Raw genomic sequence first — 20,724 nt, 5'->3', positions numbered from 1 at the left:
AGGAGTGGATTGAGCGGGGAAGCGCGCGGTAACGTATAAGAGACAACTTAACGTAGCCGTATGTGGGAGATCACGCTTCTGGCGCCGGTTGAGGAGTGGTACTTGCAGGTCTGCGAGGACGACCCCAAAACGGCGGAGAACATTCTTGAGGCGCTGGACTTGTTGGCTGACGAGGGTCCGACCCTGGGGCGGCCTGCGGTGGATCGGATCCACCGCAGCCGCTTGCACAACCTCAAAGAACTGAGGCCGGGTTCGTCGGGCGCCAGTGAGGTGCGCATGCTATTCGTCTTCGACCAGGAACGGGAGGCCATCATCCTGGTGGCCGGTGACAAATCCGGTCGTTGGTCCGAGTGGTACGACGAGTCGATCCCGTTGGCTGAGATGCGCTACGCAGATTACGTCGAGGAGCAACGGAACGGAGCACGCCGATGAAGGGGCGTAGGTGGACCGAGGTGCGAGCCGAGGTCGTGAAGCGGTTTCCCGAGCTGGTGACGCCGGAGGCGGAGACGAGGCGAGCGCTGGTTCGCCAGGAGATGCTTGCTCGGATCCGTGGCTACGAGCTGGCCGAGATGCGGAAGACGGCTGGGCTGACCCAGAAGGAGGTCGCCGCGCTGATGGGCGTGAGCCAGGCGCGGGTGTCGCAGATCGAGCACGGGCAGGTGGACAGCCTGGACAACCTGCGGGCGTATTCCGCGGCGATCGGCGGCGAGGTCGAGGTGACGGTCCGGCGGGGCGAGCGGACGATCAAGGTGGCCTGATCGTCCGCTCGCTGCCTCAGCTCAGCAGGTCGGCCATCCAGGACTCGACGGCCCCGGCCTCGCGGGGGAGGGCGCCGGACATCAGGTGGGCGCCGTCGGGGGTGATGACGAGGTCGTCCTCGATGCGGATGCCGAGGCCGCGGAGTTCGGCGGGGAGGGTCTCGTCGTCGGGCTGGAGGTAGAGGCCGGGTTCGACGGTGAGGACCATGCCCTCCTCCAGGGTGCCGTCGAGGTAGCGGTCGGCGCGGGCCTTGGCGCAGTCGTGGTAGTCGAGGCCGAGCATGTGGCCGCTGCCGCAGAGGGTGTAGCGGCGGTAGAGGCCGTTGTCCTCGGCGAGGGCCTCCTCGGCGGAGACGGGCAGGACGCCCCAGTCGGCGAGGCCCTCGGCGATGACCCGCATGGCGGCGCGGTGGAAGTCGCGGAACCGGGCCCCCGGGCGCAGGGCGGCGATGCCGGCGCTCTGGGCGGCGAGGACGAGGTCGTAGGCCTGGCGCTGGACCGGGCTGAAGGTGCCGCTGAGCGGGAGGGTGCGGGTGATGTCGGCGGCGTAGAGCGTGTCGGTCTCGACGCCGGCGTCCAGCAGCAGCAGGGAGCCGGGGTCCAGGGCGCCGTCGTTGCGGATCCAGTGCAGCACGCAGGAGTGGGCGCCGGAGGCGGCGATCGTGGTGTAGCTGGTGCCGTTGCCCTCGGCGCGGGCGCGCAGGTCGAAGACGCCCTCGATCCAGCGCTCGCCGCGGTGGTGGCGCAGCGCGGTGGGCAGGGCGCGGACGACGTCCTCGAAGCCGGTGACGGTGTGGTCGACGGCCAGTTGCAGCTGGCCGATCTCCCACTGGTCCTTGACCAGGCGCAACTCGGAGAGCACGGCGGCCAGTTCGCCGTCCCGGTGGTCCCCGGTGGGCCGTCCGGTGGCCTCGTCGACCAGCGGGTCGGTGCCGGCCAGCACCCGGGTGGGCGGCTGCGGGCCGGTGAGCAGCTTGCCGAGGTCGTCGAGGTGTTCGGTGCGCACCCCGGTGAGCCGGGCGGCCTCGGCGAGGTCGGGCCGGGCGCCGACCCAGAACTCGCCGTAGCGGCGGTCGCGGTAGAACTCGCCGCCGTCGCGCGGGGAGCGCGGGCGCAGGTAGAGGACCGGCTCGTGGCCGTCGGGCCCGGCCGGTTCGAGGACCAGGACGTGGTCGGCCTGGTCCTCGCCGGTGAGGCCGGTGAGCCAGACGTACGCGCTGTGCGGGCGGAAGCGGTGGTCGAGGTCGTTGCAGCGGACCTTGAGGCGCCCGGCGGGGACGACCAGCCGCTCGCCGGGGAAGGCGGCGGAGAGCCGGGCGCGGCGGCCGGGGAAGCGGTCGTGGCCGGGCACGCGCCGGTCCGCGGGCAGGGGGGTGGCGGCCCACTGGGTGGCCATGTAGGAGGCGAGGGCGGGGGAGACCGGGAGGTCGTGGCTCCCGGTGTTGAGGCCGGTCGGGGGCAGGGTCACCGGTGAACTCCTAGGCGGGGCTGGGGAGATGCGGGGCACGGACACAGCTCGGTAACGGGTGGCGTCACCTCTTGTGCAGTGCAATTTCACATTACTATGTTACGGGTCACACAGCGCAGCGGCCAGGTCGGACGATCAGGCCCCCCACAGCGGAGTTGCACATGACCAGGCGCACCCACGCCGCCCTCTCGGCGGCCCTCGCGGCGACAATCACTCTCGGCCTCGGGGCCTGCTCGAACGACAAGAGCGACAGCGGCAGCGGCGCCGCCCCCTCCGACAGCAGGGGCCCGGGCGCGGCGGCCGGCTCGGTCGTCGGCGGCACCCCGGCCAAGGGCGGCACCCTCACCGTCCTGACCAACCAGGACTTCGCGCACCTGGACCCGGCCCGCAACTGGGTGGTGCCGCACATGGACTTCGGCACCCGGCTGATCTACCGGACCCTGACCACCTTCAAGTCCGAGCCGGGCGCGGCCGGCAGCGAGATCGTCCCGGACCTCGCCACCGACCTGGGCAAGTCCTCCGAGGGCGGCAAGGTGTGGACCTTCACCCTCAAGGAGGGCCTGAAGTACGAGGACGGCACGCCGATCCGGTCCGCCGACATCAAGTACAACGTCGAGCGGTCCTTCTCCCCGGACCTCACCGGCGGCCCCGACTACGCGATCCAGTACATGGAGGGCGGCGAGAACTACAAGGGCCCGCTGAACGGCGAGCACCTGGCGAGCATCGAGACCCCGGACGACCGCACCATCGTCTTCCACCTGAAGCGCCCGGTCGCCGAGTTCTCGGACACCGTCACCCTGCCGACCTTCTCCCCGGTGCCGCAGTCCCAGGAGAGGGGCACCCAGTACGACGCCCGGCCGTTCTCCTCCGGCCCGTACAAGATCGAGAGCTACGACCGCGGCAAGCAGCTGGTGCTGGTCCGCAACACCAACTGGGACCAGTCCACCGACACCGTCCGCAAGGCCTACCCGGACCGGGTCGTGGTCACCCAGGGCATCAAGGGCGGCCAGGCCGACGACCGGATCATCGCCAGCGACGGCGCCGACGCCAACGCCATCAACATGCCCTGGATGCAGCACGAGACCGTCGCCAAGGTGCTGCCCAAGGCGGATGTCAGGGCCCGCATGGTCGCCGAGCAGACCGGCTGCACCGACATGCTCTACCTGAACACCGCCAAGGCCCCCTTCGACGACCCGAAGGTGCGCGAGGCGATGATGTGGGCGGTCGACCGCGAGGCCCAGGTGACCGCCTTCGGCGGGCCCGCGGTGACCGACGCGGCGACCTCCTTCCTGCCGCCGTCGCTGACCGGCGGCGCCAAGTCCGACCCGCTGAAGATCCCGGTGGCCGGCGACCCGGAGAAGGCCAAGTCGCTGCTCAAGGACGCGGGCAGGACCGACCTCAAGGTCTCGCTCACCGTCTCGACCGGCGACAAGACCCGCGCCGAGGCGATCCAGCAGTCGCTGTCCAAGGCCGGCGTCCAGGTCACCGTGAACACCGTCGACGCGTCCGCCTTCGCCGACACCGTCGGCGACATCAAGAACGCCCCCGAGCTGACCCTCAGCGGCTGGTGCCCCGACTACCCCTCCGGTGCGACCTTCCTGCCGTTCCTCTTCGACGGCCGCACCATCAAGGAGAAGGGCAACCAGGGCAACTACAGCCAGTTCAAGGACCAGGCCACGATGGACCGGATGGACCAGATCGCGGCCATGACGGACGTCAACGAGGCCAACAAGGCCTGGAAGCAACTGGACGAGGAGCTGATGAGGAAGGCCCCGGCCGTTCCGCTGCTCTGGCAGCGCCGCCCGCTGCTGGTCGGCACCAACGTGGCCGGCGCGTTCGGCAACTCGGGCTACGCCGGCATGATCGACCTGGCCACGGTCGGCCTCAAGGACCCCGCCAAGGGCAAGTGAGGGACCGGCAGCGATGAGCAACACCACCACACCTTCGGGAGCCGAAGGACGCGCCGGTGCCGAGCGTGACGAGCGACGGGCGAGCGCGGAGGGTGCCGGAGCGGGGAGCGTCGGCACCGGAACGGGAGCGGCCGGAGCCGGGCGGGGGACGGCCGAGCCCGTCACCGTCGCCGAGTCCGTCGCCGTGGCCGAGCCCGGCGCCGTGGCCGGGTCCACGGCGCCGGGCGCCGGGAGGAGTTCCGGGCGCGGGCCCTGGCGGCTGGTCTGGGACCAGCTGTGGGCCAAGGGCCCGGCCCGGTTCGGACTGGTCACCGTCGGCGTGCTGCTGCTGGCCGCCGCGCTGGCCGGCCCGCTCGGCTCGCTCGGCGGCTGGACCCCCGAGGAGTTCGACAAGCGCGCCGTCGACCCGTACCTGGGCGGCCTGCCCCGGGGCGACTTCGGCGGCATCAGCGCCCGCCACTGGCTGGGCGTCGAGCCCATCACCGGCCGCGACCTGTTCGCCCGGGTGCTGCACGGCGGGCAGGTCTCCCTGCTGATCGCGTTCACCGCGACCGCCGTCGTCGTGGTCGTCGGGACCCTGGCCGGCATCGCGGCGGGCTACTTCGGCGGTCGCACCGACACCGTGCTGTCCCGGCTGATGGACCTCACGATGTCCTTCCCCTCGCTGATCTTCATGATCGCGATGATGTCGGTGGCCAAGGACGTCAACCGGATCCTGCTGATCACCCTGGTGATCGGGCTGTTCACCTGGCCCGGCATCGCCCGGGTGGTGCGCGGCCAGACCCTCTCGCTCAAGCACCGCGAGTACGTCGAGGCCGCCAAGGTCGGCGGGGCGCGCTCCTGGCGGATCCTCACCCGCGAGATCCTGCCGAACGTCTCCGGCCCGATCATCGCCTACACCACCCTGCTCATCCCCGGGATGATCGCCACCGAGGCCGCGCTCAGCTACCTCGGTGTGGGCGTCCGCCCGCCGACCGCGTCCTGGGGCCAGATGATCGCCGAGAGCATCGTGCACTACGAGACCGACCCGACCTACTTCCTGATCCCGACCGCCTTCCTGTTCGTCGCCGTGCTCGCCTTCACCCTGCTCGGGGACGCGCTGCGCGACATCCTCGACCCCCGGGGAGGCCGGTCGTGATCCTCTACCTCGGCCGCCGGCTGCTCGGCGTGGCGGGCATCCTGCTCGCCATCTGCGCCATCACCTTCACCATCTTCTACCTGCTGCCCAACGACCCGGCCGCGGCCGCCTGCGGCAAGACCTGCAGCCCCGAGCGGCTCGCCGACGTCAAGGCGGCGATGGGCCTGGACAAGCCGCTCTGGGAGCAGTTCCTCGCCTACCTCGGCGGCATCTTCGCCGGCCGCGAGTACGGCTCCGGCCCCAGCGCGGTGCACTGCGGCTTCCCCTGCCTCGGCTACTCCTACGAGTACGGGCTGCCGGTGTGGGACCTGCTGACCGACCGCCTGCCGGTCTCCGTCTCGCTGGCGCTCGGCGCGGCCGTGCTCTGGCTGGTCCTCGGCCTCGGCGCGGGCGTCACCTCGGCGCTGCGCAAGGGCCGGCCGCTCGACAGGGCGCTGATGGTGCTGTCCGTCGGCACCGCCTCGCTGCCGGTCTACTTCACCTCGATCATGCTGATCTGGGGCGTCGTCAGGACGGCCGGAGTGCTGCCCTACCCCGCGTACCACGAGTTCACCGAGAACCCCCTGCGGTGGGGCTCCAACCTGCTGTTGCCGTGGATCGCGCTGGCCCTGCTGTACGCGGCGATGTACGCCCGGCAGAGCCGCAACTCGATGATCGAGGCGATGGCCGAACCGTACATCCGCACCGCCCGGGCCAAGGGCCTGCCGCCGCGGACGGTCACCGTCAAGCACGGGCTGCGCTCCGGGATGACGCCGATCCTGACCATCTTCGGGATGGACCTCGGCGGCCTGCTGGCCGGCGCGGTCATCACCGAGTCGATCTTCGGCCTGCCCGGCGTCGGCCGGCTGTTCTACGACGGCCTGGCCCGGTCGGACCAGCCGGTCATCCTCGGGGTCACCCTGCTCGCGGCCTTCTTCATCGTCGCGGCGAACCTGCTGGTCGACCTGCTCTACGCCTTCGTCGACCCGAGAGTGAGGTACTGATGACCGAGTTGTTGGAGGTCGAGGACCTCAAGGTCGCCTTCGACACCCCGCGCGGCAGCGTCCGGGCGGTGGACGGGATCTCCTTCACCGTTCGGGCCGGGCGCACCCTCGGCCTGGTCGGCGAGTCGGGCAGCGGGAAGTCCGTCACCTCGCTCGCCGTCATGGGCCTGCACCGCGGCGCCACCGTCACCGGCTCGATCCGGCTGAACGGACAGGAGCTGGGCGGCCTGGGGGAGCGGGAGCTCGGCACCGTCCGGGGCCGCCGGATCGCGATGATCTTCCAGGACCCGCTGTCCAGCCTGCACCCCTTCTACACGGTCGGGGAGCAGATCGCCGAGCACTACCGGGTGCACTTCAGGGCCGGCCGCAGGGCCGGCCGGGCCCGGGCGGTGGAGATGCTGGCCGAGGTCGGCATCCCGGAGCCGGCCCGCCGGGTCGACGAGTACCCGCACCAGTTCTCCGGCGGCATGCGCCAGCGCGTCATGATCGCGATGGCGCTCGCCTGCGAGCCCGAGCTGCTGATCGCCGACGAGCCCACCACGGCGCTCGACGTCACCGTCCAGGCGCAGATCCTCGACCTGATCGCCCGGATCCAGCAGGAGCGCGGCCTCGGCGTCGTGATGATCACCCACGACCTCGGCGTGGTCGCCCGGGTCGCCCACGAGGTGCTGGTCATGTACGGCGGCCGGGCCGCCGAACAGGCCCCGGTGGACCGGCTGTTCGCCCGGCCCGCGCACCCGTACACGCGCGGCCTGCTGGACTCGCTGCCGCGCCTGGACGACACCGACGACACCCCGCTGCGGGCCATCCCCGGCAGCCCGCCGTCGCTGATCGCCCCCGCCCCCGGCTGCTCCTTCGCCCCGCGCTGCGCCCGCACCGCCGCCGCGTCCGCCGAGGAGCACGCCCGCTGCCTGGCCGAGCGCCCCCCGCTCGACCTGCTCGCCCCCGGCCACCAGGCCGCCTGCCACCTGCCGCTGGTGCCGGAAGGGGTGCTGTGATGACCACGCCGTCGACGAAGGGCGCGGCCGAACCGCTGCTGTCCGTACGGGACCTGGTGAAGACCTTCCCCGGCCGGCGCGGCCGCACCGGCCGGCCCGGAGCGCCGATCCGGGCGGTGGACGGGGTGAGCTTCGACGTCGGGGCGGGGGAGACGCTCGGCCTGGTCGGCGAGTCCGGCTGCGGCAAGTCCACCACCGGGCGGATGATCGTCCGGCTGCTCGACCCGACCTCGGGCACCGTCACCTTCGACGGCACCGAGATCGGCGGGCTCTCCCAGGCCCGGCTGCGGCCGCACCGGCGCGACCTCCAGATGGTCTTCCAGGACCCGTACTCCTCGCTCAACCCCCGGCAGACGGTGGCCCGGATCATCTCCGAGCCGCTGCTCGTCCAGGGCGAGAGCGCGACGGCGGCGCGCAAGCGGGCCGCCGAGCTGATGGAGCTGGTCGGGCTGATCCCCGAGCACCTGGACCGCTACCCGCACGAGTTCTCCGGCGGCCAGGCCCAGCGCATCGGCATCGCCCGCTCGCTGGCCACCTCGCCGCGGCTGGTGGTCGCCGACGAGCCGGTCTCCGCGCTGGACGTCTCCATCCAGGCCCAGGTGGTCAACCTGATGGAGCGGCTCCAGCAGGAGCTGGGGCTGGCGTACGTGTTCATCGCGCACGACCTCTCGGTGGTCAAGCGGGTCTGCGACCGGGTCGCGGTGATGTACCTGGGCCGGATCGTGGAGATCGGCGACAAGGCCGAGGTGTACGGCAGCCCCGCGCACCCGTACACCAGGGCGCTGCTGTCCGCCGTCCCGCTGCCGGACCCGGAGGCGGAGCGGAACCGGGAGCGGATCGTCCTGCTCGGCGACCCGCCGAGCCCGGCCGACCCGCCGCCCGGGTGCAGCTTCCACCCGCGCTGCCCGAAGGCCCAGGACCTCTGCCGGACCGAGCGGCCGCTGCTGAGGATCGCCGGGCCCGGCGAGCGCCGGGCGGCCTGCCACTTCCCGGAGGCCTGAGGCGCCACAAGACCCCCGGTCGGACGCGGCGGGGAACCCTGCGAGGGCCGCGTCCGACCGGGTTCCACCCGGCTCCAGCTCTTCCCGTCCCGGTCGTTCCCCGCCCCGGTCGTTCCCCGTCCGGGTCGTTCCTGGGCCCGGTCGTTCCTCGGCCCGGTCACTCCTCGACGGGCAGCAGGCCCTCCTCCGGCAGCAGCCGGCGCGGGCCCGGGCCCTCGGCGGCCAGCTCGTCCCCCGGGTTGAGCACCCGGCAGCGGCGCAGCGACACGCAGCCGCAGCCGATGCAGCCCGTCAGCTCGTCCTCCAGCCGCTCCAGCTCGGCCCGGCGGGCGCGCAGCTGCTCGGCCCAGCGCCGGGAGATCCGCTCCCAGTCGTGCTTGCCGGGCATCCGGTCCTCGGGCAGGCCGGTGAAGACCTCGGCGACCTCGGCGAGCGGGATGCCGAGCCGCTTGGCGACCAGGATGAGCGAGATCCGGCGCAGCACGTGCCGCCGGTAGCGCCGCTGGTTGCCCGTGGTGCGCTCGGAGGAGATCAGCCCCTGGTCCTCGTAGAAGCGCACCGCCGAGGTGGCGATCCCGGCCCGCCGGGCCACCTCGCCGACGCTCAGCAGATCGACCGGCGCGGTGGTCATGGCGGGCTCCTTGACTTCAAGTTCTGTTGAAGTCCTAGCGTACCGGACGTGACCAAATCAGCTGCCGTCAAGAACGCCACCACCGCTGCCGAGCTGGATGGTTACCCGGCAAAGACGCCGACCGCCGGGGCCTGCGGCGGGTGGCGTGAACTCTTCTCCCGCCGGTACGCCGCCCCCGCCTCGATCCTGGCCGGGGGCGTCGCGCTGTACGCGATGAACCTCTACTTCACCGCCGCCCTGATGCCCTCGATCGTCGCCGACATCGGCGGCGAGCGGTACTACGCGTGGGTGGCCACCGGCTTCCTGATGGCGGCCGTCATCGCCTCGATGCTGGTCAGCCGGCTGCTGGACCGCCTCGGTGCCGCCCGGGCCTACGTGCTGGGCTTCCTGGTGTTCGGCGCCGGCGCGGTGCTCAACGCGCTCAGTCCGTCGATGGCGGCGCTGATCCTCGGCCGGGTGGTGCAGGGCCTCGGCGGCGGGCTGGTGGCCGGGCTCGGCTACGCCGTGATCCGCGGCGCCCTGCCGGAGCGGCTGTGGACCCGCGCGGCCGGGCTGGTCTCCGCGATGTGGGGCGTCGGCACCCTGGTCGGACCGTCGCTGGGCGGGCTGTTCGCCCAGCTCGGCGCCTGGCGCGGGGCGTACGTCCTGCTGCTGGTCGCCGCGCTGGTGCTGGCGCTGCTGGCCCGCCGGGTGCTGCCCGGACGCTCCGGCGACGGGCACGGCAGCGGCCCGGTGCCGATGCCCTCGCTGCTGCTGCTCACCCTGGCGGCGGCGGCCTTCAGCGTCAGCTCGACCGTGCCGGGCGGCTGGCCGACGGCGGTCTGCCTGCTCGCCGGTGTGGCGCTGCTGGCGGGCTTCGTGGCGGTCGAGCGCCGCGCGGCGGCGACGGTGCTGCCGCAGCAGACCTACCGGGCCGGCAGCCCGCTGAAGTGGCTCTACCTGACCGTCGCGGTGCTCTGCGCGGGCGTGGTGGCGGAGAACTTCATCCCGCTGTTCGGCCAGCAGCTGGGCGGCCTCGGCCCGCTGGTGGCCGGATTCCTCGGTGCCGCGGTCTCGGCCGGCTGGACCACCGCCCAGCTGTTCAGCGTGGGGATCGAGTCGGCCCGCGGCCGGGCCCTGGCGGTCCGCACCGCCCCGCTGGTGCTGGTCGGCGGCCTGCTGGTCTACGGGCTGTCGCAGACCGGGCACGCCTCCGGGCTCCGGGTGGTGCTGTGGGCGGCGGCGCTGTTCGTCGCCGGCACCGGGATCGGGCTGGCCTTCCCGCACCTGAGCGTGGCGGCGATGCGCAGCAGCGACGATCCGGCGGAGGGCGGCAAGGCGGCCGCGGCGATCAACACCACCCAGCTGATCGCCTTCTCGGTGACCTCGGCGCTGGCCGGGACCCTGGTCAACCTGGGCGGGGACGCCCGGTCGACGCGGCCCGCTACATGACCTTCGGGATCGCCGCGATCACCGTCCTCGGGGTGGCCACCGCCGCGCGCACCGCCCGCGGCCCGGGGCGCTGAGGGGCACCGGACTGCCTCCGGGCGCACGAGCGGGCCCCGGATCCCTTTCGTCGGGGGGATCCGGGGCCGTTTCGCGCGTTCCGAGGGGCCGGTCGAGCGGGTCGAGCCGGTCGGGTCGGTCCGTCAGGCCGGTCAGGCCGGCCGGTCGGCTCAGAAGGCCGCGTCAGGCCGTGGGGTCAGGAGGCGGGGCCCACCCGGACGGTGGTGATCCTCCCGCCCTGGGACTCCCGGACCACCTCGATCTTCGTGTTGGTGTCCGGCACCTTCACCGTCAGCTGCGGCGTGGCCGCGTCGCCGTACACCCCGGTGCGGTCGTTGAACACCGGGACGGCCGGCTTGGCCGGCACGCGCACCGCGACGCCGCCCTTGTGCAGGGTGAACGCGGTGGTCGGCTTGAGGGAGAAGGTCGCGTCGTAGGTCTGCGCCCGCCCGTTGACCAGCGTGCCGTCGGCGAAGCGGACCGGCGCCGGGCGGGCGTCGATCGGCAGGATCAGCCCGCCGCCGGGGTGGTCCTTGGTGTTGTTGTCACCGTACGAGGTGTCCCACAGCCAGATCAGGACGCCCTCCTGGTACGGGTAGTTGTCCACCACGTTGGCCTTGCCCGCGACGCCGGTGTAGCCGAAGTTGTAGGGGCCGGTCTTCAGGAACGCCCCGTAGCCGGTGTAGCGGCGGTTCTCGGCGAGGTAGGCGCGCGGGTGCTGCTTGACGGCGGTGCGGCCGGTGATGACCGTGAAGCCGTTGGCCGTCCAGCCGTCCGTGCCGTTCTCGGCGCCGTCGGCGAACAGCACGGCGGTGCCGGCGGTGGCCTTCACGGCGTCCACCAGCACGCCCCGGCCGTGGGTGTTGCCGTCCGAGGTGACGTGGAAGCGCAGCCGGACCTGCCGGCCGAGGTAGCCGTCCAGCGGGATGTGCAGCTGCTTGTAGCTCCCGGAACTGCCGCTCAGGCCGGGGACGTTGGCGTTGGTGCTGCCGATCGGGGCGCCGTCCACGGTGCCGCCGAGGGCGGTCCAGTGCTGGCCCTGGTCGGTGGAGGCCTCGACGGTGAGGAAGTCGTAGTCCTGCTCGGTGTCGTACCAGACCGCCGCGTCCAGGGCGGCCGGGCCGACGGCGGTGCGCAGGTCGACCTCCCGGGCGAGGGAGTTGTCGAGGTTGTCGCCGGTGTCGCTCCACCACTGCCTGCCGCCCTCGTACGGGTCGGCGAGGTCGGTGCGGGTGGTGCCGTCGGGCAGGTGGACGAGGACGGCCTGGGCCTGGTCGGTGTTGTAGCCACTGACCCCGAGGGCGTGGGTGGAGCGGGTGGCGGCCTGCGCCTCGTCGTAGTCGAGCCAGCCGAACTGCAGCTTGCTCCAGGCGTCGAGGTCGCCGGGGTAGGCGCCGGTGGTGTTCGGGCCCTTGCCGAGGTAGGAGCCGGAGGACATCAGCGACCAGAAGTTGACGCTGTTGTCGCCGCCGGTGGTGGAGTACAGGTCGGGCAGGCCGAGGTTGTGGCCGTACTCGTGGGCGAACAGGCCGACGCCGCTGTTCTCGCCGCCCTGGACGTAGTCGTAGACGTACAGGCCGCTGTCGCCGACGGGGGCGCCGCCGATCCGGTTGCCCTCCGGGCCGGTCTGCCCGGTCGCGTCCGGGAAGGCCCAACTGCGGTGCGCCCACAGCGCGTCGGCGCCCTGGGCGCCGCCGCCCCAGGTCTCGTCCACGCCCGCGTGGACCACGACGACGTTGTCCAGGTAGCCGTCCGGCCGGCCGAACTCGCCGTCCTTGTCGTGGTCGTAGCGGTCGTAGACGTCGTACTGGGCGAGCTGCGCCCTGATGTCGGCGGCGGAACGGCCCTTGGCGATCTCGCCGTCGTACCAGGCCTTGACGGCGTCCCGGATGAACTCCTGGCCCTGCGTCCAGGCGCCGGAGCCCTGCGGGCCCTTGTTGCTGCCGTAGCGGGCCTCGTTGTACGGGACGGTGACCCAGTCGCTGACGGTGCCCTCGACGTCGTACCGGCCGGAGGACTGGGTGCGGTAGTAGTTGCGCATCGACACGGTGCCGGGCGTGTCGTCGAAGAACAGCTTCTGGTAGTAGGCGCGGTCGAAGTCCGCCGACCACAGGGTGTGGTTGTCGTCCTTGCCCGGCTCGGGGATCCGGTTGTGGAGCGGGCCCGGGGTGCCGCCGTAGCGGGGCTGGCCGTTCCACTGGGTGGTGTCGTCCACCTGGTCGCCGAACTGGGCGAGGATCACGAAGACCTTGTCGGTGCGCTGGTGCGCGAGTTGGACGTAGTCGTCGCCGATCCGCACCTTCGCCGGGGCCCGCTTGGCGGCGGACTTGGCGGCGGCGCCCTGGTCGAGCGCGCCCTTGTTGAGCTGCTCCAGGGCCTTGCCGCGCAGGGCCTGGCGCTCGCGCTCCTGCGGGGCCATCGGCGCGGGCGGGGCCTCGGCGCCCTGCTGGGCGGACTCGGCGGCCGCGGTGGCGGTGAGGGTGGCGGGGGGAGCGGCCTGGGCGGGGGTGCCCAGCAGGGTGGCCGCTATCGCGCTCGTGGTGAGCGCGGCGGCGAGGGCCGCGGACAGTCTGCGCAACTGACCGGTCCTTTCGGGGGATGGGGTGCTTCGGAGGGTGTTCCGGTGCTCCGGGGTCGGTAGCTGAAGCGCAGGTAATATTTCACATGTCACGGATTACGTGAAGGGGTCGGGAGCAAGCGAGAGGGCGCCGCACCCTCGGGGTGGCGGCGCCCTCTCCTCACCGGGCCCGGGCGGCGCGACGGATCACCCCAGGGAGGCCCGCAGGAAGGCGAGTTCGGCCTGCGCCAGCTGCTCCAGCAGTCCGCCCGGGGTCATGTGGGTGACCCCGGGCAGGGGCAGCACGCTGTGCGGGCGGCCGGCCCTGGTCAGCGCCTGGGAGAGCAGCAGGGTGTGCGAGGGGTGGACGTTGTCGTCGGCCAGCCCGTGGATCAGCAGCAGCGGCCTGCTCAGGCCGGGCGCGTCGGTGATCAGGCAGTCGTCGGCGTAGCCCTCGGGGTTGTCCTGCGGCAGGCCGAGGTAGCGCTCGGTGTACGCGGTGTCGTAGAGCCGGAAGTCGGTGGGCGGGGCGCCCGCGCAGGCGGCGTGGAAGACGTCCGGGCGGCGCAGTACGGCGAGCGCCGCGAAGTAGCCGCCGTACGACCAGCCGCGCACGCCGACCCGGCCGAGGTCGAGGTCCGGGTGGCGCTCGGCGAGCGCGTGCAGGGCGTCGACCTGGTCGTCCAGCGCCACCCGGGAGAAGCGGCGGAAGATGGTCCGGGTGAAGTCCGGGGAGACGAACGGGGTGCCGCCGTTGTCGACGGTGACCACCGCGAAGCCCTGGTCGGCCCACCACTGCTTGAGCTGCCAGCGGCGCGGCTCGGCGGCCACCGCCTGGTAGCCGGGCCCGCCGTAGACGTCCAGCAGGACGGGCAGCCGCCGGCCGGGGACGTGGTCGCGCGGGTACACCACGGCGCTGGGCAGGGCGCGTTCGGTGACCCGGGCGAGCCGAGGCTCCACCCGGTGGGGCAGCGGGGCGCTGCGGTCGGTGAGCGGCAGCTCGCGGCCGTCGCGGCTGACGACGCGGCGCACGCCGTCGGCGGTGGCCGAGGTGAGCAGCAGGACGTCGGCGGTGGCGAGGGCCGAGTGCAGGCCGGGGCCGGGGGTGAGCGGCTCGGGCTCGCCGCCGTCCGGGTCGATCAGGTGGACGTACTGGTCGAAGGGGTCGCCCTCGCCGGTCTCGCAGAGCAGCCGGCCGCGCAGCCGGCCGACCACCCGGCGGATCTGCAGGCCGGTGGTGTCCAGCGGCTTGCCGTCCAGTGCGAGGCCGCGGGCCTGCGGGGTGTCGTGGACGGTCAACAGCCGGCCGTCGGCCAGCCGGGCGGGGGTGCCGGGCAGGTCGTCCACCCAGAACTCGTCGGTGGTGCGGGAGAGTTCACCGGTCTCGCCGGTGGCCGGGTCGGCGCTCAGCAGCAGTACGGTCTGCTGCAGGCGGTCGGCGACGGTGAGCAGCACCTCCTCGGCGGAGGCCCAGGAGGCGGCGCAGACGTACGGGAACTCCTCGGCGTCCCAGCGCAGTCGGACCCGGGTGCCGTCGAGGCCGAGCACCCAGAGCTGGACGTCCGCGTTGGGGCCGCCGGCCTGCGGGTAGGCGAAGTCCTCGGGCGCCTCGCCGGGGTGCGCCGGGTCGGCGAAGTACCGCCGGGGGACGGCGGATTCGTCCACCCGGGCGGCCAGCAGCGCGCCGCCGTCCGGGCGCCACCAGTGGCCGCGGGCGCGGCCGAGCTCCTCGGCGGCGGCGAACTCGGCGACGCCCCAGCGGGCGCCGTCGGCGGGGGAGAACGGTTCGAGGGCGGGGGTGACGTACAGGGCGTCCTCGGCGACGTAGGCGACGCGCTGCCCGGTGGCGTCCGGCCGGGGGTCGAACGCGGGCCCGGCGACCGGGAGTTCGTCGCTGGTGCCGGCGGCGGTGTCGGTGCGGAACAGCCGGCCGTCCAGGGTGAAGACGGCGGTGGCGAGGTCGGCGGTGGCGGCGTAGGTGCCGATGCCGGCGGCGACCAGCCGGGTGCGCTCGCGCAGCCGGCGCTCGACGGCGGGCAGGTCGTCGCGCCGGCCGGTGCGGCCGGGCAGCAGCGCGGCCGGGTCGGCGACCAGCCGTTCCTCGCCGGTGGTGGTGTCCAGCAGGTGGAGGCGGTCGACCGGATCCTCCGGACCGGTCGAGCGGAGCAGCAGCAGCCGGGTACCGTCCTCGGCGAGGGTGAACGCACGCGGCGCGCCGAAGGTGAACCGACCGGTACGGGCGCTGAGGGCAAGGAAGGCGTCGGTGATGGTCACGGCCCGATGGTGGTCGCGAGGTGCGTGTCCCGACCAGTAGTCTGTCATGTGAAATGTCACACATCAGTCTGGTGCAAGCGGAGGAAACCGTGATCGAGGACCTGCGGACCGTCGAACCCCCGGCACCGCTGCCCGCCGCCGACGGACTGTTCAGTGTGTCCCCGGGGACCGCCCATCTGAACCACGGCTCCTTCGGCGCCGTGCCCCTCCCGGTGCAGCGGGCGCAGCAGCGGCTGCGCACCGAGCACGAACGGGACCCGGACGGCTTCTTCGCCGACCTCCCGGCCCGGATCGCCGCCGCCCGCGCCCTGATCGCAGCCGAGCTGGACACCGACCCGGACCGGCTCGCGCTGGTCGCCAACGTCACCGAGGCCGCCGCGATCGCCCTGGACAGCATCCCGTTCGCGCCCGGCGACCGGATCCTGGTCACCGACCACGGCTACGGCGCGGTGACCCGGGCGGCCGCCCGCAAGGCCGCCGAGACGGGCGCCGAGGTGGTGGTCGCCCGGGTGCCGCTGGACGCCCCCGACGAGCAGGCCGTCCGGGAGGCGGTGCTGGCCGCCGTGGACGGGCGCACCACCGTCGCGGTCCTGGACCAGCTGACCTCGCCCACCGCCCGACTGGTGGCCGGCCCGGCCCTGCTCGCCGACCTGCGCGCCCGCGGCGTGACCACCGTGGTGGACGGCGCCCACGCCCCCGGCATGCTGCCCGCCCCGATCGACCCGAACGCCGACTTCTGGTTCGGCAACCTGCACAAGTGGGCCTTCGCCCCGCGCGCCACCGGGGTGCTCGCCGTCCGCCCCGAGTGGACCGGCCGGGTGCGCCCGCTGGCGCTCTCCTGGGAGCACGACGGCGGCTTCCCGGGCAACGTCGAGTGGCGCGGCACCTGCGACTACACGCCCTGGCTGGCCGCCCCGGCGGGCTTCGAACTGCTCCGCGGACTCGGCCGCGCCGCGGTGGCCGCGCACAACACCGCCCTCGCCGGGTACGGCCACCGGGCGCTGGTCGAGCGGGCCGGCCTGCCGGCGCTGCCCGCGACGCCCGGGGTGTGGATGCGCACCGTCCGGCTGCCGGCCGGGTACGGCGAGACCGAGCCGCAGGTGAAGGCGCTGATGGCCGAGGTGTGGCGCCGGCTCGGCACCCGGGTCGCGGTCCGCCCGTGGGCCGGCGGCGGGGTGCTGCGGGTCAGCGCGCAGCTGTACAACCGGCCGGGGGAGTACGAGCGGCTGGCGGACGGGCTGGCGGAGCTGCTGCGCGGGTAGGCGGTCGGGCGGCCCGGGCCGCCCGTGCCCCCGTCGCCACGGGCCCCTTCCCGGGGTCGGTCCCGGTTCAGGGTCTCCAGCGCGGCTTCGATCTGCTTGAGCCGGTGGCGGGGGGTTCGCCATCGTGGCTGTCCTCCCGTGGGTCGGCGGCTGATCCGCGGCTCGTTCCGCGCCCGTCCGCGGCTGTGACGACGACGGTGGGGAGCAACCACCGGATGCCACCGGGAATGACCGGAGACGTTCGGACCTGGCCCCTCCCGATCACTCGAAGACATTTGCCACTATGGATCTGAGAGGGAAGTGACCTCGGGAGCGACCCCGGGGGCGATCTCGTCGCACGGAAAAACGGTGCTATCGATGTCAGTCCCGCCGGGTAACCTCTCGCTGAGATGCGAGATCACACCAACCACACCCGGACGGCGATGAACACCCCCGATCCAGAGCCCCAGGGCGACCAGGAGCTCAGCCCCGCCGAGGCGTACGCGGCCAGCCGTCGCCGGGCCCAGGAGCAGGCCACCGCCCTGTACGGCTTCCAGCAGCTGTACGACTTCCCGCTGGACGACTTCCAGCTGGAGGCCTGCGAGACGCTGGAGGCCGGATCCGGCGTCCTCGTCGCCGCCCCCACCGGCTCCGGGAAGACCATCGTCGGCGAGTTCGCCGTGCACCTGGCCCTGGCCGCGGGCCGCAAGTGCTTCTACACCACGCCGATCAAGGCGCTCTCCAACCAGAAGTACGGCGACCTGGTCAAGCGCTACGGCGCCGCCAAGGTCGGCCTGCTCACCGGCGACAACACCGTCAACGGCGACGCACCCGTGGTGGTCATGACCACCGAGGTGCTGCGCAACATGCTCTACGCGGGCTCCAGCACGCTCGACGGCCTCGGCTACGTCGTGATGGACGAGGTGCACTACCTCGCCGACCGCTTCCGCGGCGCCGTCTGGGAGGAGGTCATCATCCACCTCCCCGAGTCGGTCACCCTCGTCTCGCTCTCCGCGACCGTCTCCAACGCCGAGGAGTTCGGCGACTGGCTGGACACCGTGCGCGGCGGCACCAAGGTGATCGTCTCCGAGACCAGGCCCGTGCCGCTGTGGCAGCACGTGATGGCCGGCAACCGGATGTACGACCTGTTCGCGAACCCCGACCGGGACGGCCGCCCCAAGAACAACCTGAAGAACCCCGGCAAGGCCGTCAACCCCGAGCTGGTCCGGCTCGCCCGCTCCGAACTCGACCGCAACCCGCGCGACCGCTTCGGCCGCGGCCGGGGCCGCTCGATGCCCAACGGCCGTCCCGGCCGGGTCTGGACACCGGGCCGGGTGGACGTCATCGACCGGCTCGACGCCGAGGGCCTGCTGCCCGCGATCACCTTCATCTTCAGCCGGGCCGGCTGCGAGGCCGCCGTCCAGCAGTGCCTCAGCTCCGGCCTGCGGCTCAACAAGGACTCCGACCGCGCCCTGGTCCGGGCGATCGTCGAGGAGCGCTGCGCCGACATCCCCGACGAGGACCTGCACGTCCTCGGCTACTTCGAGTGGCTGGACGGGCTGGAGCGCGGCATCGCCGCCCACCACGCCGGGATGCTGCCCCGGTTCAAGGAGGTGGTCGAGGAGCTCTTCGTGAAGGGCCTGGTCAAGGCCGTCTTCGCGACCGAGACCCTGGCGCTCGGCATCAACATGCCCGCCCGCTCGGTGGTCATGGAGAAGCTGGTCAAGTGGAACGGCGAGACCCACGCCGACATCACCCCCGGCGAGTACACCCAGCTCACCGGCCGGGCCGGGCGGCGCGGCATCGACATCGAGGGCCACGCCGTGGTGCTCTGGCAGCGCGGCCTCGACCCGGAGGCGCTGGCCGGCCTGGCCGGCACCCGCACCTACCCGCTCAAGTCCAGTTTCCGGCCCTCCTACAACATGGCCGTCAACCTGGTCTCCCAGTTCGGCCGGCACCGCTCGCGCGAGCTGCTGGAGACCTCCTTCGCCCAGTTCCAGGCGGACCGCTCGGTGGTCGGCATCGCCCGCCAGGTGCAGCGCAACGAGGAGGGGCTGGAGGGCTACCGCGAGTCGATGACCTGCCACCTCGGCGACTTCGACGAGTACATGGAGCTGCGCCGCCGGCTCAAGGACCGCGAGAACGAGCTGGCCCGCGAGGGCAGCAGCCAGCGCCGCGCGGCCGCCGTCGAGTCCATCGAGCAGCTCAAGCCCGGCGACGTCATCCACGTGCCCACCGGCAAGTTCGCCGGCCTCGCCCTGGTCCTCGACCCGGGCCTGCCGCCGGTCCACCGCTCCGGCCGGGGCGGCCCGCGCCACCCCGACTTCCAGGACGGCCCGCGCCCGGTGGTGCTCACCGCCGAGCGGCAGGTCAAGCGGCTCGCCATGATCGACTTCCCGCACCCGGTCGCCGCGATCGAACGCGTCCGCATCCCCAAGTCCTTCAACCCGCGCAGCCCGCAGTCCCGGCGCGACCTCGCCTCGGCACTGCGCACCAAGGCCGGCCACCTGGAGCCCGAGCGGTTCCGGCGCGGCCGCGCGGCCGCCGCCGACGACCCGGAGATCACCCGGCTGCGCACCGAACTGCGCCAGCACCCCTGCCACGGCTGCTCCGACCGGGAGGACCACGCCCGCTGGGCCGAGCGCTACCACCGGCTGCACCGCGACACCGAGCTGCTGGAACGCCGGATGCGCTCGCGCACCCACACCATCGCCCGCACCTTCGACCGGGTCTGCGCGCTGCTCACCGACCTCGGCTACCTGCAGGGCGACACCGTCACCGACGACGGCAAGCGGCTCGGCCGGCTCTACGGCGAGCTCGACCTGCTCGCCTCCGAGTGCATCCGCGAGGGCGTCTGGAGCGGCCTGGCCGCCGCCGAACTCGCCGCCTGCGCCTCGGCGCTGGTGTACGAGGCCCGCCAGTCCGACGACGCCGGCGCCCCCCGGGTGCCGGAGGGCGCGGCCAAGGAGGCGCTCGGCAAGATGGTCCGGATCTGGGGCCACCTGGACGCCCTGGAGGAGCAGCACCGGATCAACACCGCCGAGGGCGTCGGCCAGCGCGAGCCCGATCTGGGCTTCGCCTGGGTCGCCTACCGCTGGGCGCTCGGCCACAACCTCGACCAGGTGCTGCGCGACGCCGACATGCCGGCCGGCGACTTCGTCCGCTGGACCAAGCAGCTGATCGACGTCCTGGGCCAGATCCAGGACGCCGCCGGCGAGGACGCCGAACTCCGCCGGACGGCCCGCAAGGCCGTCGACGGCCTCCGCCGGGGCATCATCGCCTACTCCTCCGTCGGCTGACCGGCCACCCCCGAGGGGCCCGCCGCGCTCCCCGAGCGCGGCGGGCCCCTCGGCTTCCCGACTCTCCCCGCGATGAACAAGTGGAAGCTGCCGGTGCCCCACAACCCCGGCGGCTTCCGAAGAAATCTTTGGTGGGGGGTGAAGCCGCCAGGCCTGCGGCCTTGGCGGCTTCACCCCCCACCCCCCACCCCCCACCCCCCACCGTGCAGCTTCGGCTTTGCCTCGCCGCTCGGGCTTCCACGGCGTTGCGCAGGAAGTCGGTCCAGCCGACTTCCTGCGCAGAAGAAAGATGGCTCTGCCCCCGCCGAGGGCGGGGGCAGAGCCATGGAGACGGCACAAGCGACGTTCCAAGCCGTTGCCGGTTCGGCGGGGCCGAAGCGGCAACGGAAGGGGGTTGCAGGGGAAGCCGATGTGGTCGACTTCTCACGGAGAGGAGGCAGCCGAAATAAACGGGGCGATGCTTATCGTCAGGCCGTGGGTGGTGCCGGGGCGAAATAGTCGCGGAGCATCTCGGTGGTCCACGCGGGTTGGCGAACCTCTCCGCGCGGGCCGAACTCCTCGAACCACGGCTTCACTTCGATGACCGGGGTGCCATCGATGGCGTCAAGGTCCTCGACGTGCAGGTCCAGGCCGTCGACCTTGACGAGTCGACAGCGGGAGGACCCGAGCCAGTTGAGGCGTCGCATGTTCCGGTGGCCGAACACGCCGACCTCGGGCCAGTCCGGGTTGTCCCGGGGGCGGCGCGCACCGAAGTTCAGGTCGGTCGGGTCGGTCCGGTGAAACCGGAAGATCACGTCGAGGTGGGAGAACTCTTCCAGTCCCTTCGTTGCGTCGAGCGGAAACCTGTCGCCGTCCAGCCGGATGATGGCCCGCGTCCCTCCCCAGTAGTCATCGGTCGGCTCCGTTCGGCCTCCCACAACGTGCCCGAGCGCTTCCACGCTGAAGGCGTCACCCACGTGCTTCCCCTCCTGTGAACGAACC

At 72.8% G+C, this 20,724-nt stretch carries 15 protein-coding genes; 10 read left to right on the top strand and 5 right to left on the bottom strand.

Going from position 1 to position 20,724, the window contains the following annotated elements:
* Positions 1-60 precede the first annotated feature (60 nt).
* Both ACZ5GH_RS07410 and ACZ5GH_RS07405 read left to right on the top strand, forming a co-directional pair.
* Positions 61-432 carry a type II toxin-antitoxin system RelE/ParE family toxin gene (locus ACZ5GH_RS07410; RefSeq protein WP_387759903.1) on the top strand — a complete coding sequence of 124 codons (372 nt, stop codon included), beginning with the start codon at positions 61-63 and terminating at the stop codon, positions 430-432.
* Between the two features lie 20 nt (positions 433-452).
* Complete coding sequence (locus ACZ5GH_RS07405) at positions 453-758, top strand: helix-turn-helix domain-containing protein (RefSeq protein WP_464333753.1); 306 nt, start codon at positions 453-455, stop codon at positions 756-758.
* A gap of 16 nt (positions 759-774) precedes the next feature.
* Here ACZ5GH_RS07405 and ACZ5GH_RS07400 read toward each other — a convergent pair whose 3' ends face one another.
* Positions 775-2,226: an aminopeptidase P family protein gene (locus ACZ5GH_RS07400; RefSeq protein WP_464333752.1), complete on the bottom strand. Its 1,452-nt coding sequence runs from the start codon at positions 2,224-2,226 to the stop codon at positions 775-777.
* A 161-nt stretch (positions 2,227-2,387) separates the two neighbouring features.
* Here ACZ5GH_RS07400 and ACZ5GH_RS07395 point away from each other — a divergent pair, with 161 nt between their 5' ends.
* The 5 genes from ACZ5GH_RS07395 to ACZ5GH_RS07375 are packed head-to-tail and all read left to right on the top strand — an operon-like array spanning position 2,388 to position 8,256.
* Positions 2,388-4,136 (top strand): ABC transporter substrate-binding protein, encoded by a 1,749-nt coding sequence (locus ACZ5GH_RS07395; protein ID WP_464333751.1) that lies wholly within the window; start codon positions 2,388-2,390, stop codon positions 4,134-4,136.
* Between the two features lie 13 nt (positions 4,137-4,149).
* Positions 4,150-5,274 carry an ABC transporter permease gene (locus ACZ5GH_RS07390; RefSeq protein ID WP_387759909.1) on the top strand — a complete coding sequence of 375 codons (1,125 nt, stop codon included), beginning with the start codon at positions 4,150-4,152 and terminating at the stop codon, positions 5,272-5,274.
* Positions 5,271-6,257 (top strand): ABC transporter permease, encoded by a 987-nt coding sequence (locus ACZ5GH_RS07385; RefSeq protein ID WP_464333750.1) that lies wholly within the window; start codon positions 5,271-5,273, stop codon positions 6,255-6,257. The genes ACZ5GH_RS07390 and ACZ5GH_RS07385 overlap by 4 nt, the downstream gene beginning before the upstream one ends.
* Positions 6,257-7,255: an ABC transporter ATP-binding protein gene (locus ACZ5GH_RS07380; RefSeq protein WP_387759912.1), complete on the top strand. Its 999-nt coding sequence runs from the start codon at positions 6,257-6,259 to the stop codon at positions 7,253-7,255. Before ACZ5GH_RS07385 ends, ACZ5GH_RS07380 begins: the two co-directional genes overlap by 1 nt.
* Positions 7,255-8,256 carry an ABC transporter ATP-binding protein gene (locus tag ACZ5GH_RS07375; protein ID WP_387759914.1) on the top strand — a complete coding sequence of 334 codons (1,002 nt, stop codon included), beginning with the start codon at positions 7,255-7,257 and terminating at the stop codon, positions 8,254-8,256. Before ACZ5GH_RS07380 ends, ACZ5GH_RS07375 begins: the two co-directional genes overlap by 1 nt.
* Positions 8,257-8,413: 157 nt before the next feature.
* Here the strand turns inward: ACZ5GH_RS07375 and soxR are convergent, their stop codons facing one another.
* On the bottom strand, positions 8,414-8,887 hold the full coding sequence (soxR, locus tag ACZ5GH_RS07370) for a redox-sensitive transcriptional activator SoxR (RefSeq protein ID WP_387759915.1): 474 nt from the start codon (positions 8,885-8,887) through the stop codon (positions 8,414-8,416).
* 48 nt (positions 8,888-8,935) lie between these two features.
* Between soxR and ACZ5GH_RS07365 the strand changes: the two genes are divergently transcribed.
* Positions 8,936-10,318 carry an MFS transporter gene (locus ACZ5GH_RS07365; RefSeq protein ID WP_464333749.1) on the top strand — a complete coding sequence of 461 codons (1,383 nt, stop codon included), beginning with the start codon at positions 8,936-8,938 and terminating at the stop codon, positions 10,316-10,318.
* A gap of 250 nt (positions 10,319-10,568) precedes the next feature.
* Here ACZ5GH_RS07365 and ACZ5GH_RS07360 read toward each other — a convergent pair whose 3' ends face one another.
* Both ACZ5GH_RS07360 and ACZ5GH_RS07355 read right to left on the bottom strand, forming a co-directional pair.
* A complete protein-coding gene (locus ACZ5GH_RS07360) occupies positions 10,569-12,950 on the bottom strand; it encodes an immune inhibitor A domain-containing protein (RefSeq protein ID WP_464333748.1) in 2,382 nt (793 codons plus the stop codon).
* 186 nt (positions 12,951-13,136) lie between these two features.
* Positions 13,137-15,203: a S9 family peptidase gene (locus ACZ5GH_RS07355; RefSeq protein WP_464333747.1), complete on the bottom strand. Its 2,067-nt coding sequence runs from the start codon at positions 15,201-15,203 to the stop codon at positions 13,137-13,139.
* Between the two features lie 53 nt (positions 15,204-15,256).
* Between ACZ5GH_RS07355 and ACZ5GH_RS07350 the strand changes: the two genes are divergently transcribed.
* Both ACZ5GH_RS07350 and ACZ5GH_RS07345 read left to right on the top strand, forming a co-directional pair.
* Positions 15,257-16,465: an aminotransferase class V-fold PLP-dependent enzyme gene (locus ACZ5GH_RS07350; protein WP_387759920.1), complete on the top strand. Its 1,209-nt coding sequence runs from the start codon at positions 15,257-15,259 to the stop codon at positions 16,463-16,465.
* 422 nt (positions 16,466-16,887) lie between these two features.
* The gene (locus ACZ5GH_RS07345) at positions 16,888-19,743 is read left to right on the top strand and encodes a DEAD/DEAH box helicase (RefSeq protein WP_387759932.1); all 2,856 of its coding nucleotides are present in this window, start codon (positions 16,888-16,890) and stop codon (positions 19,741-19,743) included.
* A 467-nt stretch (positions 19,744-20,210) separates the two neighbouring features.
* On the opposite strand, the gene ACZ5GH_RS07340 is transcribed toward ACZ5GH_RS07345, so the two are convergent.
* Positions 20,211-20,699, bottom strand: coding sequence for an SAM-dependent methyltransferase (locus ACZ5GH_RS07340; protein ID WP_387750633.1), 489 nt, complete (start codon positions 20,697-20,699; stop codon positions 20,211-20,213).
* Positions 20,700-20,724 lie beyond the last annotated feature (25 nt).

Source organism: Kitasatospora sp. Xyl93 (assembly GCF_055383135.1).
The sequence above is the reverse complement of the archived record's forward strand: the minus strand, read 5'-3'. Positions and strand labels throughout refer to the sequence as shown.